The organism is Pseudomonas sp. QE6, from assembly GCF_041379005.1.
In the GTDB taxonomy this organism is placed as follows: domain Bacteria; phylum Pseudomonadota; class Gammaproteobacteria; order Pseudomonadales; family Pseudomonadaceae; genus Pseudomonas.
In genome coordinates this window covers 3729442-3746072 of record NZ_CP166873.1, presented here as the reverse complement: position 1 = coordinate 3746072, position 16631 = coordinate 3729442, and the positions used below count along the sequence as shown (strand labels likewise).

General features: G+C 63.8%; 17 protein-coding genes. 8 read left to right on the top strand and 9 right to left on the bottom strand.

Annotation, left to right across the window (positions count from 1 at the left end; all coding sequences use genetic code 11):
- Positions 1-23: 23 nt before the first annotated feature.
- Positions 24-539, bottom strand: coding sequence for a hypothetical protein (locus ACAW63_RS17265; RefSeq protein WP_371227150.1), 516 nt, complete (start codon positions 537-539; stop codon positions 24-26).
- Between the two features lie 436 nt (positions 540-975).
- On the opposite strand from ACAW63_RS17265, the gene ACAW63_RS17260 reads away from it, so the two are divergent.
- Together ACAW63_RS17260 and speE are read left to right on the top strand one after the other, a co-directional pair.
- Complete coding sequence (locus tag ACAW63_RS17260; protein WP_371227148.1) at positions 976-1434, top strand: DUF3574 domain-containing protein; 459 nt, start codon at positions 976-978, stop codon at positions 1432-1434.
- A complete protein-coding gene (gene speE, locus ACAW63_RS17255) occupies positions 1434-2294 on the top strand; it encodes a polyamine aminopropyltransferase (RefSeq protein WP_371227146.1) in 861 nt (286 codons plus the stop codon). Before ACAW63_RS17260 ends, speE begins: the two co-directional genes overlap by 1 nt.
- On the opposite strand, the gene ACAW63_RS17250 is transcribed toward speE, so the two are convergent.
- The 7 genes from ACAW63_RS17250 to ACAW63_RS17220 all read right to left on the bottom strand — a co-directional run bounded on the left by ACAW63_RS17250 (position 2279) and on the right by ACAW63_RS17220 (position 11199).
- Positions 2279-2731, bottom strand: a complete 453-nt coding sequence (locus ACAW63_RS17250; RefSeq protein ID WP_371227144.1) for a DUF3574 domain-containing protein — start codon at positions 2729-2731, stop codon at positions 2279-2281. The genes speE and ACAW63_RS17250 overlap by 16 nt on opposite strands.
- Positions 2731-4092, bottom strand: coding sequence for an APC family permease (locus tag ACAW63_RS17245; protein ID WP_371227142.1), 1362 nt, complete (start codon positions 4090-4092; stop codon positions 2731-2733). The genes ACAW63_RS17250 and ACAW63_RS17245 overlap by 1 nt, the downstream gene beginning before the upstream one ends.
- A gap of 50 nt (positions 4093-4142) precedes the next feature.
- Positions 4143-6524, bottom strand: coding sequence for a TonB-dependent receptor plug domain-containing protein (locus ACAW63_RS17240; RefSeq protein WP_371227141.1), 2382 nt, complete (start codon positions 6522-6524; stop codon positions 4143-4145).
- Positions 6525-6892: 368 nt separating this feature from the next.
- Entirely contained in the window at positions 6893-7558 is a 666-nt protein-coding gene (locus tag ACAW63_RS17235; RefSeq protein ID WP_371227139.1) for a sulfite oxidase-like oxidoreductase, read from the bottom strand.
- An 11-nt stretch (positions 7559-7569) separates the two neighbouring features.
- Positions 7570-8625: a substrate-binding domain-containing protein gene (locus ACAW63_RS17230; RefSeq protein ID WP_371227136.1), complete on the bottom strand. Its 1056-nt coding sequence runs from the start codon at positions 8623-8625 to the stop codon at positions 7570-7572.
- Between the two features lie 26 nt (positions 8626-8651).
- Entirely contained in the window at positions 8652-9674 is a 1023-nt protein-coding gene (locus tag ACAW63_RS17225; protein ID WP_371227134.1) for an ABC transporter permease, read from the bottom strand.
- Positions 9667-11199 carry a sugar ABC transporter ATP-binding protein gene (locus ACAW63_RS17220; RefSeq protein ID WP_371227132.1) on the bottom strand — a complete coding sequence of 511 codons (1533 nt, stop codon included), beginning with the start codon at positions 11197-11199 and terminating at the stop codon, positions 9667-9669. Before ACAW63_RS17220 ends, ACAW63_RS17225 begins: the two co-directional genes overlap by 8 nt.
- Positions 11200-11566: 367 nt before the next feature.
- Between ACAW63_RS17220 and ACAW63_RS17215 the strand changes: the two genes are divergently transcribed.
- Entirely contained in the window at positions 11567-12346 is a 780-nt protein-coding gene (locus tag ACAW63_RS17215; RefSeq protein ID WP_371227130.1) for an SDR family NAD(P)-dependent oxidoreductase, read from the top strand.
- A gap of 95 nt (positions 12347-12441) precedes the next feature.
- Complete coding sequence (locus ACAW63_RS17210) at positions 12442-13440, top strand: AraC family transcriptional regulator ligand-binding domain-containing protein (RefSeq protein WP_371227128.1); 999 nt, start codon at positions 12442-12444, stop codon at positions 13438-13440.
- Positions 13441-13505: 65 nt separating this feature from the next.
- Here the strand turns inward: ACAW63_RS17210 and ACAW63_RS17205 are convergent, their stop codons facing one another.
- Entirely contained in the window at positions 13506-14417 is a 912-nt protein-coding gene (locus ACAW63_RS17205) for a LysR substrate-binding domain-containing protein (protein WP_371227126.1), read from the bottom strand.
- Between the two features lie 134 nt (positions 14418-14551).
- Between ACAW63_RS17205 and ACAW63_RS17200 the strand changes: the two genes are divergently transcribed.
- From ACAW63_RS17200 to ACAW63_RS17185, 4 genes are all read left to right on the top strand, one after another.
- Positions 14552-14890, top strand: a complete 339-nt coding sequence (locus tag ACAW63_RS17200; protein ID WP_371227124.1) for a hypothetical protein — start codon at positions 14552-14554, stop codon at positions 14888-14890.
- A gap of 3 nt (positions 14891-14893) precedes the next feature.
- The gene (locus ACAW63_RS17195) at positions 14894-15502 is read left to right on the top strand and encodes a glutathione S-transferase (RefSeq protein ID WP_371227122.1); all 609 of its coding nucleotides are present in this window, start codon (positions 14894-14896) and stop codon (positions 15500-15502) included.
- 129 nt (positions 15503-15631) lie between these two features.
- Complete coding sequence (locus ACAW63_RS17190) at positions 15632-16147, top strand: glutathione S-transferase N-terminal domain-containing protein (RefSeq protein ID WP_371227120.1); 516 nt, start codon at positions 15632-15634, stop codon at positions 16145-16147.
- Positions 16056-16601, top strand: a complete 546-nt coding sequence (locus ACAW63_RS17185; protein ID WP_371227118.1) for a fimbrial protein — start codon at positions 16056-16058, stop codon at positions 16599-16601. The genes ACAW63_RS17190 and ACAW63_RS17185 overlap by 92 nt, the downstream gene beginning before the upstream one ends.
- Positions 16602-16631: the final 30 nt, after the last annotated feature.

Genomic DNA, 16631 nt, shown 5'->3' with positions numbered 1-16631 from the left:
CTTTTCATTTCAGTGCGCCGCTATCAGCAGGTGCAGCACATCATCGGCATGCCGTTGCAGCTCATCATCATCGGCATGCCGCACTCCATCATCTTGTTCATCAGCATGCAGCAGTTCTTGAACATCTCCATGTTCATGCCCTGCATCGGCATCATCTTGCACATCATCATGTCGCCCTGCATGGAGCACTCCATCATGCACTTCATGGCCGGCATGCCCATGTTCATGCCCATCATCGGCATAGACATCATCGGGTTCATCATGCCCATCATCGGCATCATGGCCATGGCGGACTGAGACATGCCCATCATCATCATGTTGCCGCAGTGCATCATCATCGGCATGCCGCAGTTCATCATCATCGACATCATGTCGGCGCTGTTGCGGAACATGGCCATTTCCATGCCCATGGCCGGCTTCATCTTGCACATCATGCCGTCGTCGAGCATCTCGCATTCCATGGTCGCCATCATCATCGGCATGCCCATCATCGGCATCATGGCGTTGCTGTTCATCGGCATCTGCATGGCGTTCATCATGGTGGAGCTCCCTGAATCGATAGAGTTGAGTGACTGCGAATGGGGCCGATTCTAGGAATGCGCGGCGACGGAACAAGATGGCGAGGAAGCGGTGGGTTTCGCTGCATCAACTCGCGATTCTGTCTCGATGATGCCGGGCATGTTCGTTATGGTTTCATTTGCGTAGCGATAACGAACTCCAACACTTGAAGAGCGATCTTTTCGGCGTCATGGATATCTCATCCAGTGCTTAGCAAAGAACCGTAGTGAATATTGAATCTAACCAGCTCGCAAAAACTTCGGTGCCGGCTGCAACCCACGGCCTAGAGCGCCTCGATGCACATTTTATAAATGCAAAATCAGATATATGAGAATGCGTTTTTAATATTTAATGAAATAACAGATGACCTTCTATAGTGGCGGTTTGGTTCAACTGTCATCACCGCAAGGAAGTCCCATGTTCCGCCATCTGCTCGCCGCCAGCCTCGCCCTGGCGCTGTTTGGCTGCGCCACCCCGCCCGCCCCTTCCGTTCATACCACCAACCCTTCCAGTTCGACCCTGCAAGGCGACCCGACCCGGCCGGCGCAGGCGCAGTGGCTACGCACCGAGCTGTACTTCGCGCTGGGCCAGGAGGACGGCAAGGACAGGATCAGCGAGCAGCGCTGGCGACAGTTCCTCGACCAGGAAGTGACGCCGCGCTTCCCGGACGGTTTCACCGCCTACGATGCCTACGGCCAGTGGCGTGACCACGGCGCGCCGGCGCCGGAGCGGCTGAGCACCAAGGTGATCGTGGTCCTGCATGAAGACAGCGCGGCGCGTGGCAAGGACATCGAAGCCATTCGCCTGGCCTGGAAGCGCATCACCGGCGACCTCTCCGTGCTGCGGCTGTCGCAACCGGCGCAGGTGTCGTTCTGATGTTCCGCGAGACGCTGCACGACGGTTACGCGCAGGCGCTGACCATCGATGAACCCATCTACCAGGGCAACACCGGCCAGCAGGACGTGCAGGTGTTCCACAACCGGCGCTTTGGCCGCGTGCTGACGCTGGATGGCGTGGTGCAGACCACCGAGGCCGACGAGTTCGTCTACCACGAGATGCTCGCCCATGTGCCGATCCTCGCCCATGGTGCGGTGCGCCGCGTGCTGGTGATCGGTGTGGGCGACGGCGGCATCCTACGGGAGATTGTCCGCCATGCCGGCATCGAGGAGATCATCGCGGTGGAGATCGATCCGCAGGTGGTCGAGCTGTGCCGCGAGCTGCTGCCGAGGCATTCGGCCGGCGCGCTGGACGATCCGCGCCTGCGGCTGATCTACGCCGATGGCCTGGAGTACCTGGCGCAGAGCCGCGAAACCTTCGACCTGATCCTCTGCGACTCCACCGACCCGGGCGGTCCGGCGGCGAGCCTGTTCACCGACGCCTTCTACCGCAACTGCCAGCAGCGCCTGGGCGGCGATGGCATCCTCGCCACGCAGAATGGCGTGCCCTTCTTCCAGCCGGAGGAACTGGGCGGCACGGCGCGGCGACTGGCGGAGTCCTTCGCCGACTGGGGCTTCTTCCACGCGGCGGTGCCGACCTACATCGGCGGCAGCATGGCCTTCGGCTGGGCGTCCAACAGCGAGAAGGCCCGCCGCACCGCGCTGGAAACCCTGCGCCAGCGCTTCACGAATAGCGGCCTGGTGACCCGTTACTACACCCCCGAGGTACACCAGGCCGCGTTCGCCCTGCCGCGCTACATGCTCGACCTGATCGAGGCCGGGCTTCAGCGCGACAGCTGAGGGTTGTCCAGGCGTTGCGGCGTCCAGTCCGGGTCGCGGGCGCGAACCGGACTGCTGACCTGCAGCACCGCCGTGCCGAAGCGTTTCTTGAAGTCCGCGCCGATCTGCGCCAGCGCCTGGCGCGTGTAGGGGTTGTCGGCATGGATGAGGATCAGCATCCGCGACGGCAGCTTCTCCGGCCCGCCGCTGGGGCCGCGCCACTGACCGTGCAGGTCGAGCCAGCTGAGGCCATCGGGGAAGCGCGGCGTCACCTCGCGGGCGAGGAAGTCCTCCCACTGCGACAGCTCCACCGCCTCCAGGTACAGCTCCGTGCGCAGCATGCGCCGGCCGCTCGCCTCACCGCTGGCGCTGACCTTAGGCTCATTCAGCCAAAGCCCTACCAGGGCCGCCAGCAGCACGGTCACGGCGCCGTTGCGCCAAAGTCGCTTCGCGCGCATTAGGCGCCCTCTCCCTGCCAGTCTTCGGACTGCGCCGCGCGCGGGCGCAGGGTCAGTTGCAGCAACCCGCCGAGCATCAGCACCGCCAAGCCCAGCAAGGCGCCCCAGCCGACGTAGGCGACGCTGGAATACAGCATGTACAGGCACACCGCGAGGAAGCCCAGCGGCAGCCAGGGATAGAGCGGCACGCGGATCGGCCGGGGCACGTCCGGATGGCGGCGGCGCAGGACGATCAGCGCCATGCTGCTCAGGCTGAGGAACAGCCAGTACACCGGCGTCATGTACTCCACCATGGTGTTGAAGCCATGACCGCTCCAGCCACCCACCAGGATCAGCAGCAAGGCCACCACGCCTTCGGCGAGCAGTGCGGCGCGCGGTACGCCGTGACGCACATCCCAGCGGCCGAGGGCGCGCAGTGCCGGAACATCCCGCGCCGCGGCGTAAGTCGTGCGGCTGCCGACGATCAGCGTCGAGTTGATGCTGGCGACGGCGGACACCACCACCACCGCCATGATCAGGCCGACACCCGGCGCGCCGAAGGCCAGCCCGAGCAGTTCCAGCGCCGGCGCGCCGCTGGCGGCCAGGCCGTCGAAGCCCAGGCCGCAAATGAACGCCCAGTTCAGCGCCAGGTAGATCAGCAACAACGCCGCCAGCGCACCGAGCATGGCGGTGAAGATACCGCGGCGGCTGTCACGCAGCTCCGCCGACAGCGTCGCCGCATCGCTCCAGCCACCGAAGGCGAGGAAGACATAGATGAGCGCAGCAGAGAAACCGGCAACGCCCACCTGCTCCGGCTCGACCGGCGCCACGGGGAGCGGGACGAAGCCGCGCCACTCCAGCCACAGGCCGGCACCGACGATGCCGAGGAAACCGGCCGCCACCAGCGCCACCAAACCGGCCTGGGTGCCGAGGCTCACGCGCCAGCCGATGAGATTGAGCGCCACCAGCGCGGCGACCAGCCCGCCCGCCAACAGCACGTTGCCCAGTTGGCCAAGGCCGAGCAAGGCGCTGAAATGATCGGCGAACAGGAACGCCATCAGTGCGATCCAGCCGGTGTGCAGGATGGCGAAGCGCGACCAGGCGAACAGGAAGCCCACCCGCTGACCGTAGGCGCGTTCGAGGAAGTGGTAGTCGCCGCCCGGATGGGCGAAGGCCGAAGCCATCTCCACGTAGCACAGCGCACCGACCATCGACAGCAGGCCGCCGAGAATCCAGACCCCGTAGAAGTGCTCCTGACCGACGTTGAGCGCCACGGTGGGCGCGGTTTTCAGAATGTCGCTGGTGATCACCATGCCCAGCGTCAGCAGCAGCGCGTGAATGGCACCCAGGTGCCGGCGCGGGCCGGCGTCGTTGTCAGCCATGAATCGACTCCGGAAAGCAGCGGGGCCGCAACGCGGCCCCCTGCGTCAGATCAGAAGGAGTAAGTGGCGCGGGCGTAGTAATACGCACCGTTCGAACCGATCGGCGAGAGCACGTCGTACGGCAAGTTGCCGCCGTAGTTGATCTCCGAGCTGGAACGTTCCGGGTAGTTGTCGGTGATGTTGTTGCCACCCACCGCCAGGCTGAACTGCGGGGTGAACTTGTAGGCCACCTCGGCATCCAGTTGCCACACCGCGCCATAGGTCTGCTCCGGGTGGTAGCCGTCGCCGAAGTCGAACACGCGGGTGGTCTCGCCCTGCCGGGTCAGGCGGCCGAGCAGGCTCCACTGCGCATCGCTCCAGATGGTGGTGAGGATGAAGCGGTCCTTGGGCGCAGCGTCGGTGAGGGTGTTGCGCTCCTCCACGCCCACCAGTGCGTCCTCGCCGATGCCGAGGTTGGAGAGCTGCTGCGGCGTGCCCTTGGTGCTGCGTACCTTGGTGTGGTTGTAGGTGTACGCGGTGGTCACGCCCAACTGGCCGCCGACGAAGGGCTGGTGGTAGTTGAGCACCAGCTCCGCGCCATCGGTGCGAGTGTCGGCGGCGTTGGTGAAGAAGTTCACGTCATGCACGCCGGCCACGCCGAAGTTGTCCTGGATGAACTGCTCCATGGCGTCGCTGCCGATGCGCTGGGACAGGGTGATGCGGTCGTCGACGTCGATGCGGAACACGTCGAAGGACAGGTCGAAGCGCTCGTTCAGCTGCGCGGTCAAGCCCAGGCTGAAGTTCTTCGAGGTTTCCGGGTCGAGACTTTCCGCACCGAGCGCGCGGGCGATGGGATCGTTCACCGAGAGCACGCGGATATCGGTGAGCGTGCCGCCGTCACCGAAGTTGCTGGTGGTGTTCTGGAAGCCGACCTGGGCCAGCGACGGCGCGCGGAAGTTGGTGGACGCCGCGCCACGCAGGGCCAGCACCGGGGTCAGCTGATAGCGCCCGCTGAGCTTGCCGGTGAGCTTGCTGCCGGCGTCGTCGTAACGTTCCCAGCGGGCGGCGGCATCGACGAAGAGCTGGTCGGTGAGGTCGCCCGAGAGATCGACGTAGGTGCCGAAGACGTTGCGGTCGATGTCCACTTCCTCGCTCGGGCGCAGGCCGGCGGCGCCGTCCGCGCCGACACCGTAGTACGAGGCCGCATCGCCGGCGGTGGTGATGTAGTTTTCGTAGCGGTACTCGCCGCCCAGCGCCAACACGAACGGCCGCCCGGCCAGGCTCAGCTCGCGGCTGAGATCGAGGTTGGCGACGCTCTGGCGCAGTTCGTAGTCGCCGGTGTCGAACCTGGTCGGCGTGTCTTCGCCAAGGGACGCGTTGAGGGTACGGCGAGTGGACGACTCGAAGCGGTTGCGACCGTGGGTGACGCTGGCGTCATAGTCCCAGGTGTCGGCGATCAGGCCCTTGTAGCCGAGGCTGGTGGAGAGGTCCAGGTTGTCCCCCAGCGATTGCGGCAGGTAGCCGTTGGGGTAGATCTCCGGGTGTTCGTCCGGGTAGCGGTAGAACTCCGCGCCGGTGGTGTGGCGTTCGTTGTACAGGCCGAAGGCGTAGGCCTTGCCGTCGCCCAGCGCCAGGTCGCCGTTGAACCAGGCGTTGACGTCCCGCGCCACGCCATCGCCCATCACGTAGTTGCGCTGTTCCGGGGTGTCGGCGAAGCCGTCGAAGCCTGCGCGGTTGGTGGGGTTGCGGTTGATGTATTCGGCGCCGCCGCGGATGAAGCCCTCCTCGCCCAGCCGGGTGCCGGCCTTGGCGCTGGTGTAGGAGTTCTGCCCGTCGGTCGTGGTGCGGTCGATGGCGTCCTGATGGGTATGGTAAGCGCCATAGCTGGTGGAGACTTCGCCACCTTCCGGGGCATCGTCGAGGATGATGTTGATCACCCCAGCGATGGCGTCGGAGCCGTACTGCGCACCGGCGCCATCGCGCAGCACTTCGATGCGCTTGATGGCGCTGATGGGAATCGAGTTGAAGTCCACCGGGGCGGTGCCGCGGCCGATCTTCGAGGAGTCGTTGACCAGCGCGGAGGTGTGCTGGCGCTTGCCGTTGATCAGCACCAGCACCTGGTCCGGACTCATGCCGCGCAACTGGGCGGCGCGTACGTGGTCGGCGCCGCCGGAGTTGGATTGGCGCGGGAAGTTGAAGGACGGCAGCAACGTCGCCAGGGCCTGGCCCAGCTCGCCGCCTACCGCGCCGGTGGACTTGAGGTCCTCGGCGGTGAGCACGTCCACCGGTACCGGGGAATCCAACAGGGTACGGTGGTTACCGCGGGCGCCGGTGACCAGGACGGTTTCCAGCTTGGTGGTGGCCTCGGGGGTCGCCGGGGCTTCCTCGGCGCGTGCGGAGGCCTGGGCGATGACCGAGGCCACCGCAACGGCAATAAGGGAACGGGATAACACGCGAAATACTCCTGTCTCGCTTAAAGAGCGCCACTCGCCGTTGGCGGCGAGTCCGGAACTCCGCTTGGGATTTTTTTGACTCGAGCGGTTGGTGTCGGAAGTCCGGAAACCGCGAGCCACTGTTCCCCTCAGGAGGGAGAAAACAGTGCTCGGGAAAGCGCTCCAGGTGTCATGGCCGGTCACTTTTCGTGATGAGCGAAAAGGCGCGGCTTCTCGGTATCGCCGGTCATCCCTGACCAGATGGGGAAGACGTCATCCTAGCTAGTGGCAGAATGCTTTCAAATGAATAAAAAATGCTTTGGTTATAACTGGTTATGGTGTTCTTAGAGCAACAGCACCAGGTGTTCGCCCGGCAACAGTGGCGCACGTCAATCGAAGGCTTTGCGCTCCCATTCGTCCTCGGGAATATCCAGCGCCGCGCCGGAAAAACGCTCCTCGCGAAAAGGCTCGCCCTTGTTGTGGAAGCCGTTGCGCTCCCAGAATCCGGGGCGGTCAGCCTCGCTGAACTCCAGTTCGCGCAACCACTTCGCGCTCTTCCAGAAATAGCGCCCGGCGATCACCAGCCGCAGCGGCCAGCCATGCACCGGGGTCAGCGGCTCACCGGCGTAATGTGTAGCGAGCAGGCTGTCCGGGCGCAGCAGGTCTTCCAGCAGCAGGTTGGTCTGGTAATCGTGGTCGGCGTGGGCCATGACGAACGCCCCGGACGGTATCACGCCGTAGTGTTCGATCAGGTCGGACAGGTGTACGCCACGCCAGGCGGTGTCGAACTTCGACCAGCGCGTGACGCAGTGGATATCGCAAACCAGCTCGCGCTGCGGCAGCGCCAGCAGTTCGTCCAGGCTCAACTCCAGCGCTTGCGACAGAGCACCGGTGAGACGCAGACGCCAGGCCTCGCGCGAATAGTCCGGCACCTCGCCTTCATGAAGGATCGGAAAGCGCTCCGTCAGCACCTGTCCCGGCGGCAGGCGTTCGCCGTAACGCGGGTCGCCGGCCGGCGAGCGCGCCTTCTTCAGGCGCCTGGCCTTGTCGTGCATCCCCTGCCCCCTCAGTTCGCCAGCGGAATCCACGGCGCCTGCGCCACCTTCTGCGCCTCGCCGAAGGCCGGCACCTTGCGCGCCAGGTCGCGGACGTTTTTCACGTCCAGGTCCAGCAGCTGCTGGCGGGTGATCAGGGTCGGCGGCACCAGTACCTGCTCGCCCGGATTCTCACCGGCGATGCGCAGCGCCAGGCTGCGCACGCTGATGGCGCCGGCCACTTCCGGGTTGACCGCGGCGGTGGCGCTCCAGGCGCTGCCCTCCTCCTTCATGATCTGGATGTCGGCGGTGGAAATGTCGGCGCTATAGATCTTCACCTTCTTGCCCAGCCCGGCTTCGTCCACGGCGATCTTCACGCCCTTGGCGAACTCGTCGAAGGGCGCGAAGAACACCGTGATGTCCGGGTTGGCGCGCAGCACCGCGCTGGCCTGGTCGGCCACCGAGTTGGCGATGGGCGCGTTGAGCGTGCCGAAGCGCGCCTTCTCGACGATGCCGGGGTTCTCGGCCTTCACCTGGCGCCAGATTTCGTCGCGGCGCTCCATGGGGGTGAAGCCGTCGATGTACACGTAGCCGGCGTCGAAGGCGCTGCCGTTGTCCTGCAGCACCTGCTTGAGCGCCAGGCGCGCCAGTTCGCGGTGATCCTGCTCGACGCGGGTAATGCGCGGGTCGTCCACGTCGACGTCGAAGGTCACGACCTTGATGCCCTTGGCCAACGCCTTGTCGATCGAATCCTTGAGGGTTTCGGCGAGACCGAGCTGGACGATGATGCCGTCCACGCCCAGGTCGATGGCCTGCTCCAGCATCTCGCGCTGGGTGGCGGCCTGCTGGCGCGCGTCGAAGACGCGCAGCTTCACGTCCAGCGCGCTGGCCTGCTTCTCCACGCCGCGCAGGTAGGCTTCGGGGAAGTCGCCGGAGAACAGGTAGCCGACCAGGGCGATCTGCACGCCGCCCTTGTCGAAGGGTGCTGGCGCGCCGGGCAGCCCGGCCGCTTCGGCCGAGATGGCGCCGGACAACAACAGCCCGGCGGCGAACAGCGCGCGCAGGGATTTGGCGGGGGTGAATTTCATCCGTTGAATCTCCGAAAAAAGTGCGATCAGCGCCCGCGCCGGGCCAGACCGAAGGTGAACATGAGGGCCGAGACCAGCACCGCGCCCTTGACGAAATCCTGTGCGTAATAGGGTGCATTGAGCATGGTCAGGCCGTTGAGCAGGGTCGCCACCAGCACCGCGCCCACCAGCGTTCCAAAGGCGTTGGGCTTCTGCGCGCCGAGCACGGCGAAGCCGATCAGCGCCGCACCGAGGGCATCGAGCACCAGGCCGTTGCCGGAGCTGACATCGCCGCGCCCGAGGCGCGCCGCCAGCAGCAATCCACCCAGCGAAGCGAGCAGCGCCGAAAGCACGTAGGCGAGCAGCTTGTAGCGCTCCACCGCCGCACCGGCCAGGCGTGCGGCCTGCTCGTTACCGCCAATGGCATAGAACAGCCGCCCAGGCCGCGTGCGTTCGAGGAACAGCCAGACCAGCAGCGCGCAGCCGAGCATGATCACCACGGGCACCGGCACGCGGTCCCACAACTGGGCACGGCCGAGGGCGAGGAACCAGCCGGCGAAGGCGCCCGGCGCTTCATCGCCACTGGGCAGGGTCATGCCGACGGCGATGGAGCGACCGCCGGTGGGGATCAGTTGCACGCCGACCACCAGGAACATGCTGCCGAGGGTGGCGAGGATGTCCGGCACGCGCATGCGCACGATCAGCCAGCCATTGAGCAGCCCGACCAGGGTGCCGAGGCCGAGGCTGATGAGGATCGCCGCCAGAGGGCCCCAGTCCAGCACCACCATGACGTAGCTGGCGCTCATCAGGCTCAGCGCGGCGACCGCGCCGATGGACAGGTCCAGCCCGCCCACGGCCATGCTCAGGGTCACGCCCAGGGCCAGCAGCGCGACGATGGACACCGACTGCAACACCAGGAACAGGTTGCCGACCCGCAGGAAGGCCGGCTCCAGCAGGGCGAACACCAGCACCAGCAGGGCCAGCAGCAGGAGCAGCGCGTAGTGGATGAGGAAGTCGAGCAGGCGTGCGACGGCTATGGTCGCTCCGCTGCTCACGGCAGTTCTAGACACGCACGGCTCCTTGGCGTGAAGGGATATTCGGAGTGAGATGGGCGACGATCTCGCTGCGCTGCAGGTTTTGCCGAGGCAGCTCGGCGACCACCGCGCCGTCGCGCACGACGAGGATGCGGTCGGCGATTTCCAGGGCCTCGTCCGGATCACTGCAGATCACAAGCGTCGCGCGGCCTGTAGCACTGGCGCGGATGCGCAGGCCGATGTCGCGGCGGGCGCGAACGTCGACGCCCTGGAAGGGTTCGTCGAGGATCAGCACGCGGCCCCGCCCCAGCAGCCAGCGGGCAAGAATGACTTTTTGCTGGTTGCCGCCGGAGAGCAGATCCAGCGGGTGTTCAGGACCGGGCCCCTTGATGTCGAGTGCGGCGATCTGCTCGGCGACCTTGGCCCGCTCCACGTCGCGGTCGATGAAGCCCAGGCGCGTGAAGCTGCGCAGGAACGGCAGCGTCATGCTGGCGCGCACCGAGAATCCCGGCACCCGCGAGTTGCGCGCGCGGTCCTCGGCGGCAAAGAACACGCCGGCGGAGATGGCTTCACGCGGGGTGCGCGGCAGCCAATCGTGCCCGTCGAGGCGGATCGATCCGGCGTGGTGCCTGCGCAGGCCGAACAGGACTTCGGCGATCTCGCTCTTGCCGGCGCCGAGCAGGCCGGTCAGGGCAACCACTTCGCCTTCATGCAGGTCCAGGTCGAAGGCCGCGCTCTGTGCTTCGAGCTGCCAGCCGCGCAGGGAAAGCACGCTTTCGCCCCGCTCCAGCGGCTGCAATTCCACCTCGCCCAACGCAGCGCCGAGCATGGATTCCACGGCGGCGGCAAGGTCCAACGGCGCCGTGAATTCGCCCACCAGACGGCCGTCGCGCAGCACCAGCGCACGGTCCGCCACGCGTTGCAGATCGGACAGCCGGTGGGAGATGTAGAGGATCGCCACGCCGCGCTCGCGCAGCCGGTCGATCAGAGCGAACAGGCGCTCGGCTTCGTGGGTCGAGAGCGATGCGGTGGGTTCGTCGAGGATCAGCAGACGTGGCCTGAGCGCCAGCGCGCGGGACAGGATCACCAATTGCCGCTCGGCGGTCCCCAGTGTTTCGATGGGCGCCTCCAGCGGCAACTGGAGGTCAAGCCCGGCGGCAATTTCGGCGGCGCGCTGCAGGGCCGTACGCGGTCGAAACAGCAGCGCGCCGGATGCGCCGCAGAGCTCGTCGAGCAGGAGATTCTCCGCCACGCTCAGCCCAGGCACCACGCCCTGCTCGACCTGCTGGTGCACCGCGACTATCCCGTGGCGCCTGGCGTCCTGAGGCGAGGTGAAGCGCACAACCTGGTCGTCGATGCACAGCTGCCCGGCGTCATGCGGATGGGAGCCGGCCAACACCTTCACCAAGGTCGACTTGCCCGCACCGTTGGCGCCCAGCAGTGCAAGCACTTCGCCCCGGCGGATGTCCAGATTCACGTCGTCCAGCACCCGATTGCCCGCAAACGCCTTGCCCACGTTCTGGAGGCGGAAAAAAACGGTGGAATCGGGTTGACCGGACATGAATATCTCGCTGAGACACAAGAGCGAGAGCGCCGTTTCAGAGCTTCGCCGTGGGGATTTCCGGCGATTCTTTTATTTCTAAATGAATTGAATCAACAAATTTTTAATATTATTTATGCATATACTAAAAACCATCTGCTCGACATGGCAATGCACTGTCCGTCCAGCACCAGCCACTCACCGAGCTGCAACACTTGTGCATCGGATGCCAACGACAATTTCACCTCGGTCTCCTGTCCCTACGCGACCTTCCGCTTAGATTTTGGCGTGATCGGAATTAGTCATGGCGCTTTGTGCTAGTGCTCCGCCAAAGCCCAATCCTTAGCATCTCCCCGTCCAATCATTGGGTCGCAACCCAGGAGATGTCATGAATTCCAGAACTGCATTGATCACCGGGGCATCGAGCGGCATCGGGCTTGAACTGGCGCGCATCCACGCAAGCAAGCATGGCGATGTCGTCCTGGTAGCGCGTTCGCGCGACAAGCTTGAGTCCATTAAGCAGGAACTCCAGACACAGTACGGCGTGAAGGCGTACGTAATCGTGGAGGATCTGGCCGACCCCAGGTCGGCGGATCGAATCTTCTCTGCCACTGAAGCCTTGGGGTTGTCGATCGACGTTCTGATCAACAACGCCGGTTTCGGCGGGCATGGCAAGTTCGTAGAGCGCGACCTCAGTGCTGATCAATCCATGATGCAGGTGAACATGGCGACGCTTACCTCGCTGACCCATCACTATCTGAAGGGCATGGTGTCGCGTCGGCGCGGGCGCATCCTCAATGTCTCGTCGACCGCATCGTTCATGCCGGGCCCGTTGCAAGCGGTGTACTACGCAACCAAGGCCTACGTGACTTCCTTCACTCAGGCCATCGCCGAGGAGGTAAGGGAATACGGTGTGACTGCCACTGTTTTATGTCCAGGAGCGGTAGCCACCGGTTTCGTCGCCGCAGGCGATTTGCGGGGCGTGGAAGTCTGGAAAAATGCCAAGACGGCAGAGTCTGTGGCGCAGTGCGGTTACAAGGCTATGGAGCGTGGGGAGCTGGTTGCCTTTAACGAATGCAAGTTGCGCGTCATGCTCGACTGGATCGTTCCGCTGCTGCCTCGCAATCTGGTGCTCAAGGTCTCACGCCAGGCGATGGAAAAGGCTTGAGAAGCCTTGAGCTACAGCACCTTTCGCCCGGCGTGCTGGCCTCTATCCTTGCCTTCCAAGCAAGAGCACCGCGCTTCCCTGGAGACATCTCGACCATGAAACAAGCCAAGCATTTTACCGTGCACGCCGGGTGGAAACTGATCATTTCTGACTTGGGGATAGCACCTGGAGACTTGCTGGCCCTGGCGGAGCTACCTGCCGATTTATTCAGCCGCAAGGATGCTTCGCTTTCCCCCTCTGAGTATTTTCGACTCTTTCAAGGCCTTGAGCAGTTGGTCGGTGAGTCCCACTTGCCGCTGCGACTCGGAGGCGCCATTTCAGTCGAAGCCTTTGATCCATCTCTGTTTGCCTGCCTGTGCAGTCCTGACCTCAACGTCGCACTCACCCGGCTGGCCGAATACAAGCGCCTGTGCGGGCCTTTAGCGCTGGATGTCTTCGTCAGCGAGGCTCACACGGAGATTTTCATCGAATGCTACGGTTACGACCGCCCGCTGCCGCGTAGCCTTTGCGCGATGGAACTCATCTTCCTTACTCACTTGGCGCGCCTCGCCACACGTCAGAAGATCAGCCCGTTAGAGGCAGAGCTGGTAGCTCTGCCGAGCCAGGTGGAGCCGTGCGAAGCCTTCCTCGGCTGTCACCTGCAACCAGGCGACCGTAATCGGATTCGTTTCTCGGCAGAAGATGCTGCTCGCCCATTCCTGACCGAAAACATTGCCATGTGGCAGTTCTTCGAGCCGGAACTTCAGACGCGGCTTTCGAAGCTTGAGTCCGGGGCCAGCACGCGTGAGCGAGTACGAAGCGCACTACTCGACATGCTGCCTAGCGGCCGGAGCGGCATCGACGATGTCTCTAACCGTCTGGCGATGAGCAAACGTTCGCTTCAACGCCATCTTGCAGACGAGGCACTGAGCTATCAGGACGTGCTCAACGACACACGAGAGGATCTGGCCCGCTATTACCTGTCCCGCTCGCCCCTCTCTCCGGGAGAGATTTCCTTCCTGATAGGCTTTCAAGATGCCAACTCTTTTTTACGTGCCTTCAAGGCCTGGACGGGCCTGACACCCGGTGAGTACCGAAGTCAGCACAACCAGTAAGGATTGGAGGCTGAACGTCCGCTTCGGGTCGTTAACGGCCTCTCCGCTGGGGCACCTATCAGCCATTATCGGACCGTCTTGCTGCCATGATCCAGTTTGTTCAGGTATTCAGCGACCTCATCCGTCAGCCAATTGGAGAACACCCGCTGCTTTGTTTCCGAACGCTCGCGGTTGGGCAATACCAGCCAATACGGGTAGGGATAGGGCGCAATCACCGGGGAGAGCTGCACCAACTCCCCTCGCTGGATCGCGTCGTGCACCAGGCTGCGGCGCTCCAGGGCGATCCCCTGCCCCAGACGCACGGCTTGCAGTACCAGGTTGGAGTCATTGCTGCACAGGCCGCTGCGTGGGACGTCGATATCCAGCCCTGCGGCCTGGCACCACGGTCGCCATGACTCCATGTTGAAGATGATCCTGCTGCTGAGGATCTCTTCAGGGCTCTGCGGCAGTTCCCCGCCATTGAAGTGCGGAGCGGCAACCACCAGCGCCTCGTCATGGAACAACAGACGTTTTTCCACCCCATCCCAGTCGCCCTTGCCCATGCGGATTCCGACATCGACGGATTCCCGGCTCAGGTTCGATACCGTCAGGTTGGCCTGTAGCCGGATGCTGATGTGCGGCTGCAATTGCTGGAAGCGTGGCAAGCGCGGCAGCAGCCAGTTGAAACCGAACGAAGGGAGAACGGCGACCACCAGTTCCGTTGACTTGGGCTGGGTCTTGATCAGCTGTGTGGCTTCGGCGATTCGGCTCAATGACTCACGGACCTGCAAGGCATACAGCCGTCCATCCTCGCTCACCCGCAGCCCCCGTCCCTCACGGACGAACAGGATGACGCCGATCATCTCCTCCAACACCTTGATCTGCTGACTGATGGCCGAATGGGTCACGTGAAGTTCCCTGGCGGCGGCGGTGACGCTTCCCAGCCTTGCAACCGCTTCGAAACTGCGCAGGCAGGTGATTGGAGGAATGTTCGACATGTAAGTATTTCTTACTAATTTTGGAAAAAAATATCGATATATAAGCGTCAAGGCTCTCACTAATGTAAGGGACGGTAAAGTCTTGGACTGGTAAGAGGATGGCTGCCATGGGCGCTGCATGGAGAGCACGGCAAATGACCACGGGAGGTCCCGACGCTGACGATCACCCGTGGCTGCAGGTTTCATTGACCAGAGCGCAATTGCTCTCGGTGCGTTCTGCCTGCGACATCTACACGCGTGTGGTGAGCGGCAAGCATTGGATCAGCGCCAACGGTGTCGACTTCTCGATCGGCCCCGGCGAGCGCGTGAAATTGTCAGCCGGGCTGGCGCTGATTGACGGCGAAGGAGTTCTGCAACTGGCTCCAGTCAAGGCGGAGAAACAGCGCCAGGCGTATCCGCTCCCATGGCCGCTGCCCCAGCTTTTCAAGCGCCGGACCACGGCATTAGAGATCAATATCAATCAAGGAGAATGATGGATGAAACTCATCGGCATGCTGGACTCACCGTACGTTCGCCGGGTGGCCATATCCCTGGACCTTCTAGGCATCGAGTTCGAACATGACCCGTTGTCGGTGTTCAGCACCTTCGAGGAGTTTTCCCGGATCAACCCGGTAGTCAAGGCACCGACCCTGCTGCTAGATGACGGCTCCGTACTGATGGACTCGACGCTGATCATCGATTATTTCGAGACCCTCAGTGCCCCCGACAGGAAGCTGTTGCCGAGCCAACCGCAGGCATTGGCCGGTGCCTTGCGTACTTTGGGCCTGGCGTTGGCGGCATGCGAGAAGACCGTCCAGATCGTCTATGAACACAAGCTTCGTCCGGCGGAAAAGCTTCACCAGCCCTGGGTCGAGCGCGTCACCCGGCAGCTGCTGGCGGCGTGCTCCGAGCTTGACAGGCAATTGGCGGCACAACCGTCGCAAGGCGTGCGCCCCGACCAGGCTGAGGTCACTTGTGCAGTGGCCTGGTCGTTCATGCAGTTGATGCTGCCCGCCGTGGTCAAGGCCGACGATTTCCCGGCTATCAAGGCCCATGCGGCCCGCCTGGAACAAACCGATCTGTTCAGGCGTTATCCGATTACCTGAACCCGGACGCGGTTCGAGCCAGGCTCGACCGCGCCAATTTTCCCTCCCGCCAGCGCCTGGCTTTTGCGAGCCGTTGCCCTGTACACACTCCATTTCGCGCCGACGGCCAATGGTCACAAGATCCTGATCATGCTCGAGGCGCTTGGCGTGCCTTACCGGATCCGCCGGATAAACCTGGCGCTGGGTGAGCAGCACCAGCCGGACTTCGCCCGCCTGACCCCGCATGGAAAGATCCCGCTGCTGGTCGATCACGAGCAGGAACTAACCCTGCCCGAGTCCGGAGCCATCCTTCAATACCTGGCGGAAACGCACTTGCGGTTCCTGCCGACTGCGGGGCCCGAGCGCTATGTCGAAGCGCACGGGCGGGAGTCGACCGCCGAGCAAAAGTTCTTCCGCGATGCATGGCGCTGCGCCTCGCTGGCCCCTGAACGGGGCTCTGGCACGGACCGGCGCGCCGTTCGCCAGCACACATTCAGATTCGTCTTAAAGTGTTCCGCCAGCTCCGCGGAGAAGATGGGCGTGGGAAAAAACCCTGACCATGGAGCTCAAGAGAATGAAACTTCGCACAACCGCCCTGGCTGTCGCAGCAACCTTCGCCGTACCGGGCTTTGCCTTCGCCGCCAACACCATCAACTTCAGTGGTGAAGTGACCGACCAGACCTGCTCGGCCGTGGTCGACGGCAACACCGACCCGACCGTCATCCTCGACAGCGTCCCGGTCAGCGCCCTGAACGGTTCTGTCGGCCAGACCACCGGCGAGACCAGCTTCACCCTGCAACTGACCGGGTGCGCCGCCCCCAGCGGTGCCGACGAACACTTCACCACCCTGTTCCAGGCCACCAACGCCACTGCCTCGGGCAACCTCACCAACACCGCCACCGGCGGTGCTACTGGTGTCGCCTTGCAGCTGCTCGACGCTCCGGCCGGCAACCCGGTGAACCTGGCAGGCGGCGCAGCCGTGGCTGCCGGTGACATCGTCCTCGCCGACGGAGAAACCAGCGCCAGCTACGACTACGCCGTGCAGTACATCTCCGAGAATTCCACCGTGACCCCCGGTCCAGTACTCGGCTCGGTGACCTACACCCTGCGCTACGAGTGATACCCCGCGGCACCGCCTCCGGTGTCGCTT

Excerpts from the sequence above, each read along its gene's own strand:
- ACAW63_RS17250 (WP_371227144.1), bottom strand. The coding sequence starts at position 2,731 with ATGCGCGCGAAGCGACTTTGGCGCAACGGCGCCGTGACCGTGCTGCTG.
- ACAW63_RS17200 (WP_371227124.1), top strand. The coding sequence starts at position 14,552 with ATGACCACGGGAGGTCCCGACGCTGACGATCACCCGTGGCTGCAGGTT.
- ACAW63_RS17215 (WP_371227130.1), top strand. The coding sequence starts at position 11,567 with ATGAATTCCAGAACTGCATTGATCACCGGGGCATCGAGCGGCATCGGG.
- ACAW63_RS17210 (WP_371227128.1), top strand. The coding sequence starts at position 12,442 with ATGAAACAAGCCAAGCATTTTACCGTGCACGCCGGGTGGAAACTGATC.
- ACAW63_RS17205 (WP_371227126.1), bottom strand. The coding sequence starts at position 14,417 with ATGTCGAACATTCCTCCAATCACCTGCCTGCGCAGTTTCGAAGCGGTT.
- speE (WP_371227146.1), top strand. The coding sequence starts at position 1,434 with ATGTTCCGCGAGACGCTGCACGACGGTTACGCGCAGGCGCTGACCATC.
- ACAW63_RS17265 (WP_371227150.1), bottom strand. The coding sequence starts at position 539 with ATGATGAACGCCATGCAGATGCCGATGAACAGCAACGCCATGATGCCG.
- ACAW63_RS17235 (WP_371227139.1), bottom strand. The coding sequence starts at position 7,558 with ATGCACGACAAGGCCAGGCGCCTGAAGAAGGCGCGCTCGCCGGCCGGC.
- ACAW63_RS17195 (WP_371227122.1), top strand. The coding sequence starts at position 14,894 with ATGAAACTCATCGGCATGCTGGACTCACCGTACGTTCGCCGGGTGGCC.
- ACAW63_RS17230 (WP_371227136.1), bottom strand. The coding sequence starts at position 8,625 with ATGAAATTCACCCCCGCCAAATCCCTGCGCGCGCTGTTCGCCGCCGGG.
- ACAW63_RS17245 (WP_371227142.1), bottom strand. The coding sequence starts at position 4,092 with ATGGCTGACAACGACGCCGGCCCGCGCCGGCACCTGGGTGCCATTCAC.
- ACAW63_RS17260 (WP_371227148.1), top strand. The coding sequence starts at position 976 with ATGTTCCGCCATCTGCTCGCCGCCAGCCTCGCCCTGGCGCTGTTTGGC.
- ACAW63_RS17185 (WP_371227118.1), top strand. The coding sequence starts at position 16,056 with ATGAAACTTCGCACAACCGCCCTGGCTGTCGCAGCAACCTTCGCCGTA.
- ACAW63_RS17220 (WP_371227132.1), bottom strand. The coding sequence starts at position 11,199 with ATGTCCGGTCAACCCGATTCCACCGTTTTTTTCCGCCTCCAGAACGTG.
- ACAW63_RS17190 (WP_371227120.1), top strand. The coding sequence starts at position 15,632 with ATGCTCGAGGCGCTTGGCGTGCCTTACCGGATCCGCCGGATAAACCTG.